18 protein-coding genes are annotated in these 13949 nt (G+C 67.8%); 6 read left to right on the forward strand and 12 right to left on the reverse strand.

The features are described from left to right. Positions 1-245: 245 nt before the first annotated feature. The 3 genes from A5622_RS03780 to A5622_RS03790 all read left to right on the forward strand — a co-directional run bounded on the left by A5622_RS03780 (position 246) and on the right by A5622_RS03790 (position 3399). Entirely contained in the window at positions 246-1628 is a 1383-nt protein-coding gene (locus tag A5622_RS03780) for a PPE domain-containing protein (RefSeq protein WP_066876757.1), read from the forward strand. Positions 1629-1728: 100 nt separating this feature from the next. Next, on the forward strand, positions 1729-2493 hold the full coding sequence (locus A5622_RS03785) for a C39 family peptidase (protein ID WP_066876759.1): 765 nt from the start codon (positions 1729-1731) through the stop codon (positions 2491-2493). A gap of 60 nt (positions 2494-2553) precedes the next feature. Then, positions 2554-3399, forward strand: coding sequence for an MOSC domain-containing protein (locus A5622_RS03790; protein ID WP_066876761.1), 846 nt, complete (start codon positions 2554-2556; stop codon positions 3397-3399). Between the two features lie 36 nt (positions 3400-3435). On the opposite strand, the gene A5622_RS03795 is transcribed toward A5622_RS03790, so the two are convergent. The 7 genes from A5622_RS03795 to A5622_RS03825 all read right to left on the reverse strand — a co-directional run bounded on the left by A5622_RS03795 (position 3436) and on the right by A5622_RS03825 (position 7097). Beyond that, positions 3436-3687: a hypothetical protein gene (locus A5622_RS03795; protein WP_066863124.1), complete on the reverse strand. Its 252-nt coding sequence runs from the start codon at positions 3685-3687 to the stop codon at positions 3436-3438. After that, positions 3684-3899, reverse strand: a complete 216-nt coding sequence (locus tag A5622_RS03800; protein WP_066863121.1) for a DUF3072 domain-containing protein — start codon at positions 3897-3899, stop codon at positions 3684-3686. Before A5622_RS03800 ends, A5622_RS03795 begins: the two co-directional genes overlap by 4 nt. Before the next feature lie 64 nt (positions 3900-3963). Beyond that, positions 3964-4212: a DUF6480 family protein gene (locus tag A5622_RS03805; RefSeq protein ID WP_066876763.1), complete on the reverse strand. Its 249-nt coding sequence runs from the start codon at positions 4210-4212 to the stop codon at positions 3964-3966. Continuing rightward, positions 4187-5422: a zinc-dependent alcohol dehydrogenase gene (locus A5622_RS03810; protein WP_066863114.1), complete on the reverse strand. Its 1236-nt coding sequence runs from the start codon at positions 5420-5422 to the stop codon at positions 4187-4189. Before A5622_RS03810 ends, A5622_RS03805 begins: the two co-directional genes overlap by 26 nt. Before the next feature lie 13 nt (positions 5423-5435). Next, the gene (locus tag A5622_RS03815) at positions 5436-5924 is read right to left on the reverse strand and encodes a hypothetical protein (RefSeq protein ID WP_066876765.1); all 489 of its coding nucleotides are present in this window, start codon (positions 5922-5924) and stop codon (positions 5436-5438) included. Positions 5925-6117: 193 nt separating this feature from the next. Next, positions 6118-6372, reverse strand: coding sequence for a hypothetical protein (locus tag A5622_RS03820; RefSeq protein ID WP_066863108.1), 255 nt, complete (start codon positions 6370-6372; stop codon positions 6118-6120). 176 nt (positions 6373-6548) lie between these two features. After that, complete coding sequence (locus A5622_RS03825; protein WP_066876871.1) at positions 6549-7097, reverse strand: thioredoxin family protein; 549 nt, start codon at positions 7095-7097, stop codon at positions 6549-6551. A gap of 217 nt (positions 7098-7314) precedes the next feature. On the opposite strand from A5622_RS03825, the gene A5622_RS03830 reads away from it, so the two are divergent. Together A5622_RS03830 and A5622_RS03835 are read left to right on the forward strand one after the other, a co-directional pair. Further along, a complete protein-coding gene (locus A5622_RS03830) occupies positions 7315-7872 on the forward strand; it encodes a CsbD family protein (RefSeq protein WP_066876767.1) in 558 nt (185 codons plus the stop codon). Positions 7873-7898: 26 nt separating this feature from the next. Further along, positions 7899-8573, forward strand: a complete 675-nt coding sequence (locus A5622_RS03835; protein ID WP_066863100.1) for an IF2 family translation initiation factor — start codon at positions 7899-7901, stop codon at positions 8571-8573. Between the two features lie 8 nt (positions 8574-8581). On the opposite strand, the gene A5622_RS03840 is transcribed toward A5622_RS03835, so the two are convergent. After that, on the reverse strand, positions 8582-9244 hold the full coding sequence (locus A5622_RS03840; RefSeq protein ID WP_066863095.1) for a cutinase family protein: 663 nt from the start codon (positions 9242-9244) through the stop codon (positions 8582-8584). 105 nt (positions 9245-9349) lie between these two features. Beyond that, positions 9350-9691 carry a DUF3253 domain-containing protein gene (locus A5622_RS03845; RefSeq protein ID WP_082972307.1) on the reverse strand — a complete coding sequence of 114 codons (342 nt, stop codon included), beginning with the start codon at positions 9689-9691 and terminating at the stop codon, positions 9350-9352. Positions 9692-9770: 79 nt separating this feature from the next. On the opposite strand from A5622_RS03845, the gene A5622_RS03850 reads away from it, so the two are divergent. After that, a complete protein-coding gene (locus A5622_RS03850; protein WP_066876769.1) occupies positions 9771-10883 on the forward strand; it encodes a spore photoproduct lyase family protein in 1113 nt (370 codons plus the stop codon). Between the two features lie 3 nt (positions 10884-10886). Here A5622_RS03850 and A5622_RS03855 read toward each other — a convergent pair whose 3' ends face one another. The 3 genes from A5622_RS03855 to A5622_RS03865 form a co-directional block, all read right to left on the reverse strand. Beyond that, positions 10887-11660 carry an enoyl-CoA hydratase/isomerase family protein gene (locus A5622_RS03855; protein WP_066863089.1) on the reverse strand — a complete coding sequence of 258 codons (774 nt, stop codon included), beginning with the start codon at positions 11658-11660 and terminating at the stop codon, positions 10887-10889. A 59-nt stretch (positions 11661-11719) separates the two neighbouring features. Further along, positions 11720-12742 (reverse strand): YihY/virulence factor BrkB family protein, encoded by a 1023-nt coding sequence (locus A5622_RS03860; RefSeq protein ID WP_066876771.1) that lies wholly within the window; start codon positions 12740-12742, stop codon positions 11720-11722. Between the two features lie 74 nt (positions 12743-12816). After that, positions 12817-13800 carry a GGDEF domain-containing protein gene (locus tag A5622_RS03865; protein ID WP_066876875.1) on the reverse strand — a complete coding sequence of 328 codons (984 nt, stop codon included), beginning with the start codon at positions 13798-13800 and terminating at the stop codon, positions 12817-12819. Positions 13801-13949 lie beyond the last annotated feature (149 nt).

Below are 13949 nucleotides of genomic sequence, written 5' to 3' on the forward strand. Positions count from 1 at the left end.
GCCGTCATGTGCAGGTAACCTATCGTTAACCCACGGCAACAGTTTCGCTGTAATCGTTGACGTGGGGGCACCTGCAACGCGTAAGACCGGTCCGCTAGCGCTGGGGACGGTCTTATTCCGCCGTCTTCGCTCGCGGCACTGGCAGCACCGGAGGGAATGCGATTTGTTTGCTGCTCGGCTGGTTATCCCCATACGACGCGCATCGAGGTCGTCGCGGTCAGTGAAGGCAATCGGAGGAGAACGACATGGACTTCGCGGTACTACCGCCGGAGGTTAACTCCGCGCGGATGTACGCCGGTCCGGGGTCGGGACCGATGCTGGCCGCCGCGATGGCCTGGGACGAACTGGCCGCCGCGCTGCAATCGACCGCGACCTCGTACGAGGCCGAGATCACGGCCCTGACGTCCGGCCCGTGGGTGGGCCCGTCGGCGGCGTCCATGGTCGCCGCGATCACCCCCTACCTGGACTGGATGCGGGCCACCGGCGCCCAGGCCGAAGAGGCCGCCAACCAAGCCAGAACCGCGGCGTTCGCCTACGAGACGGCGTTCGCCGAGACGGTGCCGCCCCCGGTGGTCACGGCCAACCGCACCCTGTTGGCGACGCTCGTCGCCACCAACGTTCTCGGGCAGAACACGCCCGCGATCGCCACGACCGAGGCGGAGTACGCCGAGATGTGGGCGCGCGACACCGGGGCCATGTTCGGCTACGCGGGTTCCGCGGCGGCGGCGACGCGGCTGACGCCGTTCACCCCACCCGACCAGACGACCAACTCCGACGCCGCGCAATCCGAGGCGGTAGCCCAGGCCACCGGCACCGCGGCCGGCAGCACCCGCAATGCGGTGGCCCAGCAATCGTTCTCGGCGGTGCCCAACCTGCTGAGCAACTTTGCGGCCACGCCCAACGCCGTCGCCGCCGACCCCACGGCCCTGGATGGGCTGGACTTGGGAGCCGATCTCATCACCTATTTCCTCGACGGGCCGGCATCAGTGGTTGGGATCGGCGTCGATGCGCCCATGGCCACGGTCGCCCTTCCGTTCGACATCGCGGGCACCTTGACCGGTTTCCACACCGACGACATCGTCAGTGGCTGGGCCGGGGTCCAGTCCTTTCCGGGAGTGGGCCCGGTGCCGCCGTCGCCGTTTCCGGTCATCACCAACCCGGCGGGGGGCTTCGGAACGCTGGCGTCGGCGGGCCTGGGCCAGGCGAACACGGTCGGCGGCCTCTCGGTGCCGCCCGGCTGGACCGCGGCCGCCCCGGCAATTCGCCCGGCCGCCCTGGTGCTTCCGACCACCACCGCCGGTGCCGCCGCGGAGGCGGCCGCCGCGGCCGCGCCCAGCGGCGCCGGGAGCCTGTTCGGCGAGATGGCCGTGGCGAGCATGGCCGGGCGCGCAATGGCCGGCACCGGCGGTGCGCTGGGTCGCGAGCGGGCCCGGACCGCCGACGCCGGCAAGGCCAAGCGCGAGCCGAAGAAGGACCCGGCGAACGAGCCGGCCGCGCCGCAGGTTGTGGCCGGGGGTCCCATCACCAGCATCGCCGCCGAGTTGCGCGAACTCGCGTCGCTGCGTGACGCGGGGATTTTGACGCAGCAGGAATTCGAAGAGCAGAAAAAGCGCCTGCTGCCGAGCTGATCCGGGCACAACGGTTCACCGGTCAATCGGCCATGGCGGCGCGGTACGGGTGTTACCGTTTGCTGGCCATCCGACCGTCGACGGGATTCTCCTAGCCCTCATGTTCACCTTCCGGCTCGCCCGAGTGGCGGTGGCGGGCGCGTGCATCGCCCTGACCGGTGCGCCGCTGGTGGCGTGCGGCTCCGCCCCGCCGGCGACCACGGCCGCTACCACCTCAGTGACGAAAGTCGTTGCGGCACAGAGCAGTACACCTCTCGCCCGTTCGGGCGGCCCTGCGCCGACGACGGCATCCGGCGTGTACGGCGACCCCGCCGCCGCGGCGAAGCACTGGGTGGCGCAGTCGCTCGAGGACAACTGCGGCCTCGTCTCGGTCGCCGACGTCGTGGGTGAACTCACCGGCAACGCGCCGACCGAGCGGCAGATGCTGGACCTGGCGGAGTCGACACCGTCGGGGGCCAATCCGGGGCCTATCTACGCGCCGCGCAACGACCCGAGCCACTCCGGACCGGACAGCGGCGTCTCGATGGCCGACTTGGTCATCCTGCTCGACCACTTCGGTATCAAAGCGGAGATGACCGCGGAGTCCGACCGGGATCGCAACGGCCTGCCCCTGCTCGAGCAATATCTGGCGGAGGACCGCAAGATCATCGCGTTCGTCAACTCCTCGGTGATCTTGAACGCCGACGACCAGCGCACCAAGGCCGACCACTTCCTGGTCGTCACCGGCATCGACACGGGCAGAGATATCGTTCATCTCAACGACCCCGGCATCGACCACGCCGACGAACAGGTCAGCGTCACCGCGTTCATGGCCGCCTGGCAGACCAGTGATCAGTCGATCGTCGTCACGGCGTCCCGCGGCTGATCACTGGTAACGCCAGGCGGTTTCGGGCACAGTGTGCAGTACTACCGAGCGAGGTACCTCATGGAGAAGTCGTCCGTCCCCAACGCTTCCGGGGCGGTGCCGATGCGGGTGCAGGCATTGCTTCGGTATCCGGTCAAGTCGATGCTGGGCGAGACCCTCGATTGCCTGCCGGTCGACGAGCGTGGCGCCGACGGCGACCGACGATTGGCACTGCTCGACGGTGAGACGGGGCACGTGGCCAGCGCCAAGAATCCCCGGCTATGGCGCGATCTCCTGACGTGCACCGCGCACGCGGACGCCCGGGGAGTGCGCATCAGGCTGCCCGATGGGACCGACGTGGCCGCCGACGATCCCGGCGTCGACGAGCTGATCTCCCGCTTGACGGGACGGCGGGTGCGGCTGATCGCCCAGCGCCCCGACGGTGCGACACTGGTGCGCCCCGATCCGGAGCAACTGCTCGAACTCGGTCTGGACGCCGAGGTCGGTGGCCGCATTCTGCGGATCGCCGCCACCACCCCGGGTGAATCGTTCACCGACGAGGCCCCGTTGCACGCGATCACGACGGCCACCCTCGATCACATCGGTGTGGAGGCGCTGCGCTACCGCCCGAATGTGGTGATCGCGACACCGCCCGACTATCCGCCATACGCCGAAAACGAGTGGGTTGGCGGCGAAATGGCCGTCGGTCAGACGCGGTTGCGCGTCCTGACGGCCACGTCACGCTGCGTGGTGCCCACGCTCGAGCACGGCCCGTTACCCCGGGCTCCGCAGGCGCTTCGGATCCCCGCCGCCGAAAACCGTTTGGACACAGGCGGTCACGGCAAACAGGCGTGCGCGGGCGTTTACCTCGCCGTGGTGACCAACGGCGTCATCCGCGTCGGTGACGCCGTCACTATCGCGCCATAGACCGGCCGTCCGAATCGGCGCACCGCCTTCGTGGCGTCAGCCACCGAGATTGCGCACCGCCGTGTCGAGTTCTTCGGCCTGTTCGACCAACTCGCGGTCGGACAGCTCTGCGTGCCCGACTCGCTGCACCAGTTCCTCGCGCGTCGCGACCTGCAGGGCGCCCCGGTACTCGTCGGAGTTCAGATCCGCCGGCGCGACGACCGCGGCACGCCCCTCGACCACCACCAGCGCTGTGTCCGCGTCCTTGCTGGCGAGCAATCGCCGGACGTCGTCGGCACCGATGGTCATGAGCCACCCCGCCCGGTTCGTTGTTGCAGCTCGTCGATCAAGCGGGAGGCCTGGGCCTTGGTGAGATTCTCGGGGACCTGTTCGCCCGCTTCTTGCGCCAGCGTGTTCAAGTAGCTGCGCTGCGGGCCGGTCATGGGCTCGTCGCCGGTCACCCACTGCGACTGGTCCTTCTCCGGATTCTCCTGTGGCGCCTGCGCGGCATCGTCGGACATGCATTTGGCTATGCCCGCTACCCGGCCAACGTAATCAGGAGCCGGCGCGAAAGGTTTCGGCATGCTAGCCCGCCGCCCCGGTCATCTTCATCACCAGCAACACCGCCACCGCGATGAACGCGAGGACGAAGACGCCGACGGCGACCACGGTCAGCACGAGACTGGGAGTGAATCGTCGGGTGTTCGGCGGCTGCGGCGCAGACACCCCCGAGGTCTGGGGCGCGGCCGGGGGGGTGGCGCCCGGTGCGGTGCCTCCTCCGGGCTCGAGGCCGGGGATCTGCGTCGGGTCAGGATCGGGAGGTTGCGCGGTCATGATCGGCTGCGGCCCTTTCGTCGCGGGCGGCGCTGGGGACATTCGGTCGCATCGCCACCCGAATGCAGTTGTCCTTCTTGTTCTTGAACAGCTCGTAGGCCCGCACCCCGTCCTCCAGCGACACGTCGTGGGTGATCAGCTTGGCGGGGTCGAGGTCGCCCTGCTCGACGTAATCGAACAGCCGGGTTATATAGCGTTGTCCGTGTTGTTGAGCGGTTTTCAGGGTGAGGCCCTTATTGGTCAACACCCCAGTCGGGAACTTGTCGGTCAAGCCGTATACCCCGAGCACGGACACCACTCCACCTTTGCGGCAGGCCAGGATCGCCTGGCGAAGCGCGGAAGCGCGGTCGGTCTCCATGCGCAGCAGTTGCTTGGCCCGGTCGTAGAGCTGCTGTACCCCGGTGCCGTGGCCCTCCATGCCGACGGCGTCGATGCAGCCATCGGGTCCGCGGCCGCCGGTCATCTCCCTGAGCGTCTCGTGCACACTGTCGACCGCCTTGTAGTCGATGGTCTCCAGCCCGAACTCGTTGCGCGCCAGGGCCAACCGCTCCGGGATGCGGTCGATGACGATGGCCCGCTCGGCGCCCAACAGCAGGGCGCTCCTGGCGGCCATCAGGCCGACGCCGCCGGCACCCCAGACCGCGACGGTGTCGCCACCGGCGATGTCGCAGAAGTCGGCGCCCATGAAGCCGGTGGGCACCGCGTCGGATAAGAACAGCGCCTGCTCGTCGGTGATATCACCGGGAATCGCAAAGCAATTCGCGTCGGCGAAAGGCACCCGGACGTATTGGGCGTGCGAACCCGCGTAGCCACCGAACGGGTGCGTGTATCCGTAGATACCGCCGGACGGGTATCCCAACAACGGCTGTTGCAGTTCGGCATTGGGATTCGTTGTATCGCAACACGAATACATTTCATGATCGCAATACCAGCACTGGTTGCATGCGATGAAGGACGGCACCACGACGCGGTCGCCGACTTTGGTGTCGCGCACCTGCGGACCCGTCTCCGCCACCACCCCCATGAATTCATGGCCGAACACGTCGCCGGCCCGCATGCCCGGCAGATAGCCGTCGATGAAGTGCAAGTCCGACCCGCAGGTCGTGGTGAGCCGGACTTCGACGATCACGTCGTGCGGGTTCAGGATTTTCGGGTCATCGACCGTTTCCACGGACAGGTCATTGACGCCGTTCCAGCACAGTGCACGCATGTTGAGCCTTCGCTTACCGCGCGGATTTCCGCGCGCTGGGGTTGGACCGGATGGTCGGCACCTCGCCCGTCTGCATCAACGCGCGCAGCCGGTACAGGATCTTGAAAGCCGCGGCGCCGGACAACAGCGCGGGCGCCGGGGCCTTGATCCGCAGCGTCACCTCGGTGCCGAGCTCGTGTGGGGCGGGCCGATACCGGACGGCGATCTCGTTGCCCTGGCCGACGAAGCGCACTGCGCCGGGCTCGGCTACCCGCGTGGACTTCCACTCAACGGGCGGCTCTGCCGACATCTTCCAGCGATAGCGATCCCGTTCGTCGACGTCGATCTCCGCGATGTCACCGAGCACCACCGACAACTGGTCGGGGTCGCGCCAGAACTGCTCGATGCGCTCGACCGGGCACGCGATGGTGACCGTTTGCGCCCTGCCCTGCCGGGACGGCAGGTCGATCACCTTGTTCACGGCGCCCAGTACTTGCTTCTTGGCGGACTCTAGATAGCTCACCGCGTGCTCCCTCCGTCGGGGCATGGCGGTACCCGCCCACGGGCCACCCAAACCGAGCGCGCTGCAGCGAGTTGGCCGAACCGATCGGCGCACGCGACGGTGTCAGTCCGCGCCGGCCCCCGCACGGTGCGCGTCGATTAGCGGAAAGCCCTGCCCGACAACATGTTCGGGCGCGCTTGCCGCGCTGGCGGCCTTAACTCTGCGAGTTCTGGGTGGGGCTCTGCGCGGACTCCCACTTGGCCTCGAGCGATCTCGTCACCCTGGTGCCGGCGGGCAGCTCGAGCTGAAATGTTTCGCCGCCATCGGCCTCGAACGTGACGAGATATCCCGCGTCGCTGGAATCCTTGAAAACGACCTTGTAGGGCTGTTCACCCGAACCGCGGTCCACGGCGATGATGTCGCCAGGGGTGACGTCGTCGATCAGGTCGTTTCCGGAGACTTTGGACATAGGGTCGACGTTAGCCGAAGAGACGCGGCCGCTGCCCGGGCCGGCCGGGTCAGTGACCGACCTCACCTAGGGTTGCAGGAAGGTCTTGAATGGCGCGACGCTCGTCCATGGCGCCGTAGGCCTCGGCGACCCGCTCAAGGGCCCAGCTACCCGCAATCGCCGCTGTTAACCGCGCCTCAGCGCCATTTGATGCCGCATCCGATCGACGGACGCTGTTCGGGGCTCACCGGTCGCCCGGCCAGCACCGCGTCGACGGCGGCACGGACGTCCGCGGCGGTGACCGGCCGGCCGTTGCCGGGTCGCGAATCGTCGAGCTGGCCGCGATAGACCAGCCGGCGGTCGCCGTCGAAAACGAACGTGTCGGGCGTGCAGGCGGCCGAGAAGGCGCGGGCGACGTCTTGGGTTTCGTCGTAAAGGTAGGGGAAGGTCCAGCCGTGGTCGCGGGCCTCCGCGACCATCTGCTCGGGACCGTCCTGCGGGTAGGTGGCCACGTCATTGCTCGAAATGCCCACCATTGCAACGCCCTGCTCGGCGAGGTCACGCCCCAGCGCGGCAAGCCCGTCGGCGACGTGCTTCACATACGGGCAGTGGTTGCAGATGAAGGTGACGACCAGGGCCGGCCCCGACAGGTCGTCGCGGCGCAGCGTGCGGCCGGTGGCCGGCTCGGGCAGCGTGAAATCCGGCGCGACAGTGCCCAGGGCGAGCATGGTGGACTCGACGGCCATGCGGGCCAGGGTATCGCCCTTTGTTGGGATCACGCACGACACCGGGCGATCCACACGAAACATCCAATGGCGCTTGGCAATTCATCACCAATACCCGCGCTCGGGCCGCTTGATTGCGCATGACCCCGGACACGCCGATGTTTGAGCGGCCCCGTCCGTGGAATCACACACCGTGGCACGAACGAACGTTCTTGGCCAACCCTCAAGGAGTATTTCGATGAGTGAGCACAACAAGGCCGACGAAGCGCGCAGGGGCCTGATCGACTCGGTCAAAGGCAAGGCAAAAGAGGTCGTCGGCGCTGTTACGGGCAACGAATCGCTGACCGCCGAGGGCCAACTCGAGCAGACCCAGGCGCATGAGCGCAAGGAAGCGAACGCGGCGGAGGCCGTGGCAGAAGCCCAGGTCAAGCAGGCGCAGGAGGACGCGGCCGAGGCCAGGGTCGAAGGCGCCCAGCAACGCCTGGCGGCGAACGCCCAGGCCGTCGCCGCCGAGAACTCGATCGAGGCCCAGGAGGCCGCGCAGAAGCGCGCGGCCGACCGCGCGGCCCTTCAGCAGGCCACCGCCGCGAAGACCCAGGCCGAGGTGGACGCGCAGCGCGAGATCCAGCAAGCCAAGGCTGAAGAGCGCGCGGAAATCCGCGAAGCGTCCGAGGACATCGTCGACGCCGTCGCCGAGCATCAGACCTCGGTTCAGGTGGCCCGCAACGACGGGTCGGAAGCCGACCGTCTGCGACGCCATGCCCAGAACGTGACCGACGAAGCCGACCTGCCCTGACGGCGGGCCTTACCCAGGAGAAGTTGATGAAAATTTCCGAAGTCCCGTTGGCAGTTCTGCGGTTTCATTACCAGCTCGCCCGGTTCCCGCTGCAGTTGATCGAGGATCGGGTGGTCAACCGCATCCCGACGGAAGCTCCCGCGCGACTGCTCTACGAGCGCTCCCTGGGCATGCTCGACACCACGGTGGGCAACGCGCTCGGTGATCCGGCGATCGTCGAACGGGGGACCGCCCTGGTCGATCGCAGCGACGCGCTGGGCCGTGCGGCTCAATTGGATGCCAGGGCCGCCGCCCGGAAGGAACAGGCCGACGCGAAGCTCAAGGGCGCCCGCGACGAGGCGATCCGCGAGCGCGAGGAGGCGCAGCAGGCCACCAAGCAGGAGGTCAAAGAGGCACGCGTCAACGCCGAGCAGCGCAAGCGTGCGGCGGCGCAGTCGGCGCAGCAGCAGAGCGCCGCGGCCAAGCAGCGCGCCGACGAGGCGGCCGCCAAGCGCAAGCAGGGGGTCGAGTCAGCCAAGCGCCAGGTGGAAAGCCGGACTCAGGCCGCCGAGAAGGCCGCGGCCAAGGCCTCGGCCGCCAAGGTCGACGAAGCCGAGGACAAGCTCGGCGAGGCGGCCGCCACGCGCGCCGAGGCGGATCGGGTGGCCGAGTTGGCGGCCGCCGAGAAGCGGCAACGGCAAGAGGAGCGGGCGAAGGACTGAGGCCGCCTCTAGGTTTGCGGCGAGCCCTGGTTGATCCGGTCGGCCGCAAACGTGGCGGCCTGGGCCGTCATCCCGGCGTCGATGTAGGAAACGTGGGCCATGATGTTGCCGCCGCCGGAGCAGATCGGGTCGTCGGGCGCACACAAGCTGGTGACCTTGCCGCTATAGGCAGGATTGATTGTCGGTAGCGGCTGACCGCCCCACAGCATGCTGGAGAACTGGCTGGTGGGCTCGCCGAAGAGGGCGACGGCGGCGACGTGGTTTGCCGCCGCGGGTGGCAGCGCGTTGGTGGCCAGATCGATCACCGTCGAGCCCTGGGAGTAGCCGCCCAGCACGATGCGCGAGTTCGGGCAGCCGGCGATGACGTCCTGGATGTGTGTGCTTGCGTCGGCGGCGCCCGCGTTGGCGCTGTTGTGATAGTCGTCGTTGGCCGGGTAGTTGACCGCATAGACGTCGACGGACTTACCGCCGAGCTGCGAGGTGAGCGAGTCGACGAAGGCCTGTCCGATGTTGCCGAGGCCGGGCTCCTGATGGGTGCCCCGGGCGAAAACCACCGAGACATCCGAGCAGGGATCGGCGGCGGCTGTGGGGCCGCCGATGGGTGCACTCAGCAGCGCCCACATCATCAGAACCGGGATACCAACCAAGCGAGCAAGTCCGCGTGCACTCATGCCGAAATCCTGTCATATCGGCGGTTCCGGCGGTTCCGGCGGTTGGCGCTAGGCCGGCCGGACGCCGGTGGGAAGACGAAAGACGTTGCGCCCCAGTGCTAATTGCTAGGTCCCGGTGGTGCGGATGCGGATGGGTCCGGCCCAGTCGCCGTCGGGGTCGACGGCGTTGCCGCGCTGGGTGATCTCCACGTCACCCGATCTGGCGAGGCGCCGGGCGGCCAGGCGGGCGTCGTCCATCAACGCGCGCCAGTCGTCGCCGCCCACCGCGCGGGCGGCGTCCGACGGGCAGATGCTGCTGCGCGGCCCGCGATGCTCGGCCAACGCGCGGATCGACGCCTCCAGCCGCTGCCCGATCGGTCCGTCGCCGAGGGCGGTCTCGGCGTGGTCGGCGCCGCGGCCGCCATCGCTGAGCACTCGAACCAGTTCGTCACGCAATCGCTGACCCATCCCACCAGTCAAGGCCACGGCGTCACCGGTTCGCCACCGCCCGATGGAACCGCGCCCGGCGGGCGGGCGTTGGATAAACATGCCGCCCACGCTCGCCGAAGACACGAATGCGCACCGGGCGCCGGCCGACCTCACGGACCGTCTTCTCGACATCAAGCGGATCTACCACGAGCCCGACATCGACCGGTTCCCCCGCGCGCGCCAGGTGCTGGACCGATTTCCCGACGCCGAGCGCATCCAGGTCGCCTCGCACCAGGCGATTCCGGGCCTGTATGGCAACGAGGGCAACGTCGAGGACTGGGTCCGCATCAAACGAGAAGTGCTCGTCCTGGGCGAGAAGAAGAGCCTGTCGGCGCGCCGCAACGAGCGGTCCAGCGATTGGATCGCGCCCTCGACGGCCAATGGGTGCGCGATGGCGTGCTCGTATTGCTACGTCCCGCGCCGCAAGGGCTTCGCCAACCCGATCACCGTGTTTGCGAACATCGAGAAGATCACCGGTTACCTCGAACGCCACGCCGCCCGTCAGGGCGTCAAACCCGAGCCCAATCAATGCGATCCCGTCGACTGGGTCTACGACATCGGGGAGAACAGTGACTGCTCGGCCGATGCGATGGTGTCCGACAACGTGGCCGACCTGATCGAGCTGTTCGCCCGCCTTCCCAATGCCAAGGCCAGCTTCGCGACCAAGCTCGTCAACCGCGACCTGCTGAACCTTGACCCCAGGGGCGGCACCCGCGTGCGGTTCAGCCTGATGCCGGCGCAGGCATCGCGCCTGGTCGACATCCGCACCTCGAAGATCGCCGACCGCATCGCGGCCATCGACGACTTCGTCGAGGCGGGCTACGAGGTGCATCTGAATCTCAGCCCGGTCATCGTCTACGACGGCTGGCGCGACGACTGGGCCGAGCTGCTGCAACAGGTCGCCGACAACACCAGCGAGCGCACCAAGCGCCAGCTGGCGGCCGAGGTCACCTTCCTGACACACAACCAGGAGCTGCACGACGTCAACCTCGGCTGGCATCCCAAGGGGGAGGAGCTGCTGTGGCGGCCGGACCTGCAACAGCTCAAGCGCAGCCAGAGCGGGCAGTGGAACGTCCGCTACAAGAGCCCGTGGAAGGGACGCTGGGTGCAGGACCTGACCGACCTGCTCGCGGTCACGCTGCCCGCGTGCCGAGTGCGGTACGCCTTCTGAGCGTCAACGCCCACGCCACTGCGGTTTGCGCTTCTCGGCCCAGGCCCGCAATCCCTCGGCGACGTCTTCGGTCGCACCGGCCACCTTGCGCATGGTCTCGCCGAAGCGCACCGATTCGATCCAGCCCATGTCCGCGGTCCGCCACGCCACTTCCTTGGTCGCCCGCTGGGCCAGCGGTGCGGCCTCGGTGAGCGTGCGGGCCCACGCCTGGGCTTCGGCCTGCAGCTGGTCGGGCTCGACCAGCTTCCACACCAGACCGACCTCCTTGGCCCGCTCGGCGCTCATGGGTTTTCCGGTCAACAGCAACTCCATCGCGTTGGCCCAGCCCACCCGTTGCGGGAGCCGGATGGCCCCGACGATGGTGGGCACCCCGATCGACACCTCGGGAAAGCAGAACGTGGCCTCGGTGCTGGCGATGACGAAGTCGCAGAACAACACCCCGGTCACCCCGTAGCCGATGCAGGGACCGTGCACGGCGGCGATGGTCGGCTTGAACAGTTCCATGCCGGATTCGAAGGAGTTGATGGTCGGCTTCTCCCAGAAGGTGCCACCGAAGGTCCCGACCGAGCCTTCCCCGTCCTTGAGGTCGCCGCCGGCGCAGAAGACGCCGCCGTTGGCCGTCAAAATCCCGACCCAGGCGTCCAGGTCGTCGCGGAAGCGATCCCAGGCGGCGTTGAGGTCCTGGCGGAGCGCGCCGTTGATGGCGTTGCGGGCCTCCGGGCGGTTCAGGGTGATGGTGGCAACGTGGTCGTGCAGCTCATAGGTGACCAGACTCATCACTGCAGACTATTGCGCCACGCCAACGCCCTCGCCACACACCGGGAAACAAGCCCGCATCATGGCGTGCGCGGGCGGCGAAAGTCATGGACCGCGCCAAGGCGCCCAACGGTTTTCGCGGGCAACCGCTTGATGTCGTCGAAATGAACATGCACCCGCTCGAAGGCTTTGACCCGTTCGGCTTTGACCTTCTTGGTGTAGGTCCGCCGATCCGCCATCGTCAGATCCGCGTCGTCGGTGAATGCGCCGAGCAGGGCGCGCGGGTACAGCCGCTCCACCAGGACGACGTTGATCTCGGCGCACATCACCAGCGCCACCGAGGTCAGGAACAGAAACGCCAACGCCCCCAACACCAGTGCGAACACGCTATTGGTGGCGCTGGCCCTTTTCACGGTGTGCGCCACGTAGCCGGCGCCGAACCACTGCAGCATCTGCCAAATGAACGCCGCGGCAACCGCTCCGGGCAACACCTGCCGGTAGGTCAGTGCGCGTGCGGTCGTCACGCGAAAGGCCACCAGGCAGATCATCGCGTTGATCGCCACCGCGGCCAGTGCGAGGCCGATCTTGCTGAAGACGCCGAGCGCGCTGGTGGCGTGGCCCGCCGCGGCCAACACCGTGGCCGCGATGGCGGCCGAGCCGAGCACCAACAGCAACAGCAGGCTACGCAGCCGGGACCGAATCGGGTTGGGGCGCTTGTGCTTCGGCACCGCCCACACCGTGTCCATCGCGTTTTGCAGCGCCTGTCCCACGCCCAGGCCGCCGTAGAGCGCGCCGAGCAACCCGACGGCCACGCCCACCGCTCCGCCGCTGAGCCCCTGGGGGTGGTGCAGCTGGTCGCCGAGTACCGGGAACTGGCTCAGGGTGCTGTGCAGCACCTGCGCCTGCAGATCGGGTCTGCCGGCCAGCACCACCCCGAGGCCGGTGGTCAACAGCAGCAGCAGCGGAAACAGCGACACCAGCCCGTAATAGGTGATCAGGGCGGCGAGGTAACCGCCCTGATCGTCGTTGTACTTGTAGACGACACCGACGATCACGCCGACGACTCGATTACGTCGCTGCAGCCTGTCCAGCCAACCGACCATCGCCGATCACTTCCCCCGCAAGCCGGCATCCAAATTCGATGCACTCGCCACCTGATACCCGGATTCAGCCGCCGTCAACCTCGCGACGGCCGCAGATCGGGGCCGCGTCTCTCACGCTTGACGTTGTACAGCTCCGCGTCGGCAGCCGCGTACATCGAGGTGATGTCCGCGCCCTCACCGCTGCGGGTTGCGGTGCCGACGCTGGTGCCTGGCGTGTGTTCGTGGACGCAAGCAATGAACCTCTCCGCTTCGGCACCCGTTGGACGACGGTCGGCGATGCACACCGCGAACTCATCGCCGCCAAACCTGGCCAGAACGGCATTGGCGGGCGCGACTTGTCGCCATAAAGCCGCGCAGCTGATCAGATGCTGGTCGCCGGCTACGTGGCCCTGGGTGTCGTTGAGGCTTTTGAAGTTGTCGATGTCCATCGCGATCACGGTGACAGTGGTTGCGGCAGAACGAGATCGCGCCAACAGGTCCGCGGTGGCGATCTCCCACCCTGCGCGGTTGAGCAGGCCCGTGAGGGGATCGGTGCACGCCGCTGCGACGAGGGCGCGCGTCAGCAACCCGAATGATTCAGCCGCGCCGATGATCGCGACCACGAAAATGACGTAGTCGATCCACAACTTCGGCGTGGGCGCGACCGCGAGTGCCGCAACCGACAGCCCGGTCAGCACAGCCACCAGGGTCCCTCCGCGGCGTGGCGAGTAAAACGCGCGCAGGTACATCGCCAGGAACATCGGTCCGATCAGGCAGACGAACTCGGCAACGATCGCGCGGTGGAACGCCATCACGATGGGTGTGGCCACGATCGCCGCTACCGTCGCGGGCGCTGGTTTGTCGGGCCGGGCGGCCAGTAAGGCTAGCGCACCCACACCGAGCCCGACCGCAACGATTCCGCCTGTCGGATTGGACAGGGTGAGCCCCGAACGGATCGGGAACAAGGTGAACACCACCCCGTAGGCGTACAGGAATGTGGTGGCTCCCAAGAAGATTCGCAGCATCCGCGCCTGTTGTGTGCGGTAGAAGACCGTCCCCGCATCGGCGCGCAGGCGCAATCGATATCGGCGCGTATCCCGACCGCCGTACGGGCCACCGAAACTGTGACGCATTCCGTTAAGTCTCCTCGTCACCCCCGTGCTGGCGACGTGCGGCGAATTGCTGCATCGCCATTCTGACACCACGTCGACCTCTGCAGCGTCGCCGA

The organism is Mycobacterium sp. 1245801.1 (assembly GCF_001673055.1).
GTDB lineage: Bacteria > Actinomycetota > Actinomycetes > Mycobacteriales > Mycobacteriaceae > Mycobacterium > Mycobacterium europaeum_A.

Coding starts and splice junctions, on each gene's coding strand:
- A5622_RS03780 (WP_066876757.1), top strand. CDS start 246: ATGGACTTCGCGGTACTACCGCCGGAGGTTAACTCCGCGCGGATGTAC.
- A5622_RS03785 (WP_066876759.1), top strand. CDS start 1,729: ATGTTCACCTTCCGGCTCGCCCGAGTGGCGGTGGCGGGCGCGTGCATC.
- A5622_RS03790 (WP_066876761.1), top strand. CDS start 2,554: ATGGAGAAGTCGTCCGTCCCCAACGCTTCCGGGGCGGTGCCGATGCGG.
- A5622_RS03795 (WP_066863124.1), bottom strand. CDS start 3,687: ATGACCATCGGTGCCGACGACGTCCGGCGATTGCTCGCCAGCAAGGAC.
- A5622_RS03800 (WP_066863121.1), bottom strand. CDS start 3,899: ATGTCCGACGATGCCGCGCAGGCGCCACAGGAGAATCCGGAGAAGGAC.
- A5622_RS03805 (WP_066876763.1), bottom strand. CDS start 4,212: ATGACCGCGCAACCTCCCGATCCTGACCCGACGCAGATCCCCGGCCTC.
- A5622_RS03810 (WP_066863114.1), bottom strand. CDS start 5,422: ATGCGTGCACTGTGCTGGAACGGCGTCAATGACCTGTCCGTGGAAACG.
- A5622_RS03820 (WP_066863108.1), bottom strand. CDS start 6,372: ATGTCCAAAGTCTCCGGAAACGACCTGATCGACGACGTCACCCCTGGC.
- A5622_RS03825 (WP_066876871.1), bottom strand. CDS start 7,097: ATGGCCGTCGAGTCCACCATGCTCGCCCTGGGCACTGTCGCGCCGGAT.
- A5622_RS03830 (WP_066876767.1), top strand. CDS start 7,315: ATGAGTGAGCACAACAAGGCCGACGAAGCGCGCAGGGGCCTGATCGAC.
- A5622_RS03835 (WP_066863100.1), top strand. CDS start 7,899: ATGAAAATTTCCGAAGTCCCGTTGGCAGTTCTGCGGTTTCATTACCAG.
- A5622_RS03840 (WP_066863095.1), bottom strand. CDS start 9,244: ATGAGTGCACGCGGACTTGCTCGCTTGGTTGGTATCCCGGTTCTGATG.
- A5622_RS03845 (WP_082972307.1), bottom strand. CDS start 9,691: ATGGGTCAGCGATTGCGTGACGAACTGGTTCGAGTGCTCAGCGATGGC.
- A5622_RS03850 (WP_066876769.1), top strand. CDS start 9,771: ATGCCGCCCACGCTCGCCGAAGACACGAATGCGCACCGGGCGCCGGCC.
- A5622_RS03855 (WP_066863089.1), bottom strand. CDS start 11,660: ATGAGTCTGGTCACCTATGAGCTGCACGACCACGTTGCCACCATCACC.
- A5622_RS03860 (WP_066876771.1), bottom strand. CDS start 12,742: ATGGTCGGTTGGCTGGACAGGCTGCAGCGACGTAATCGAGTCGTCGGC.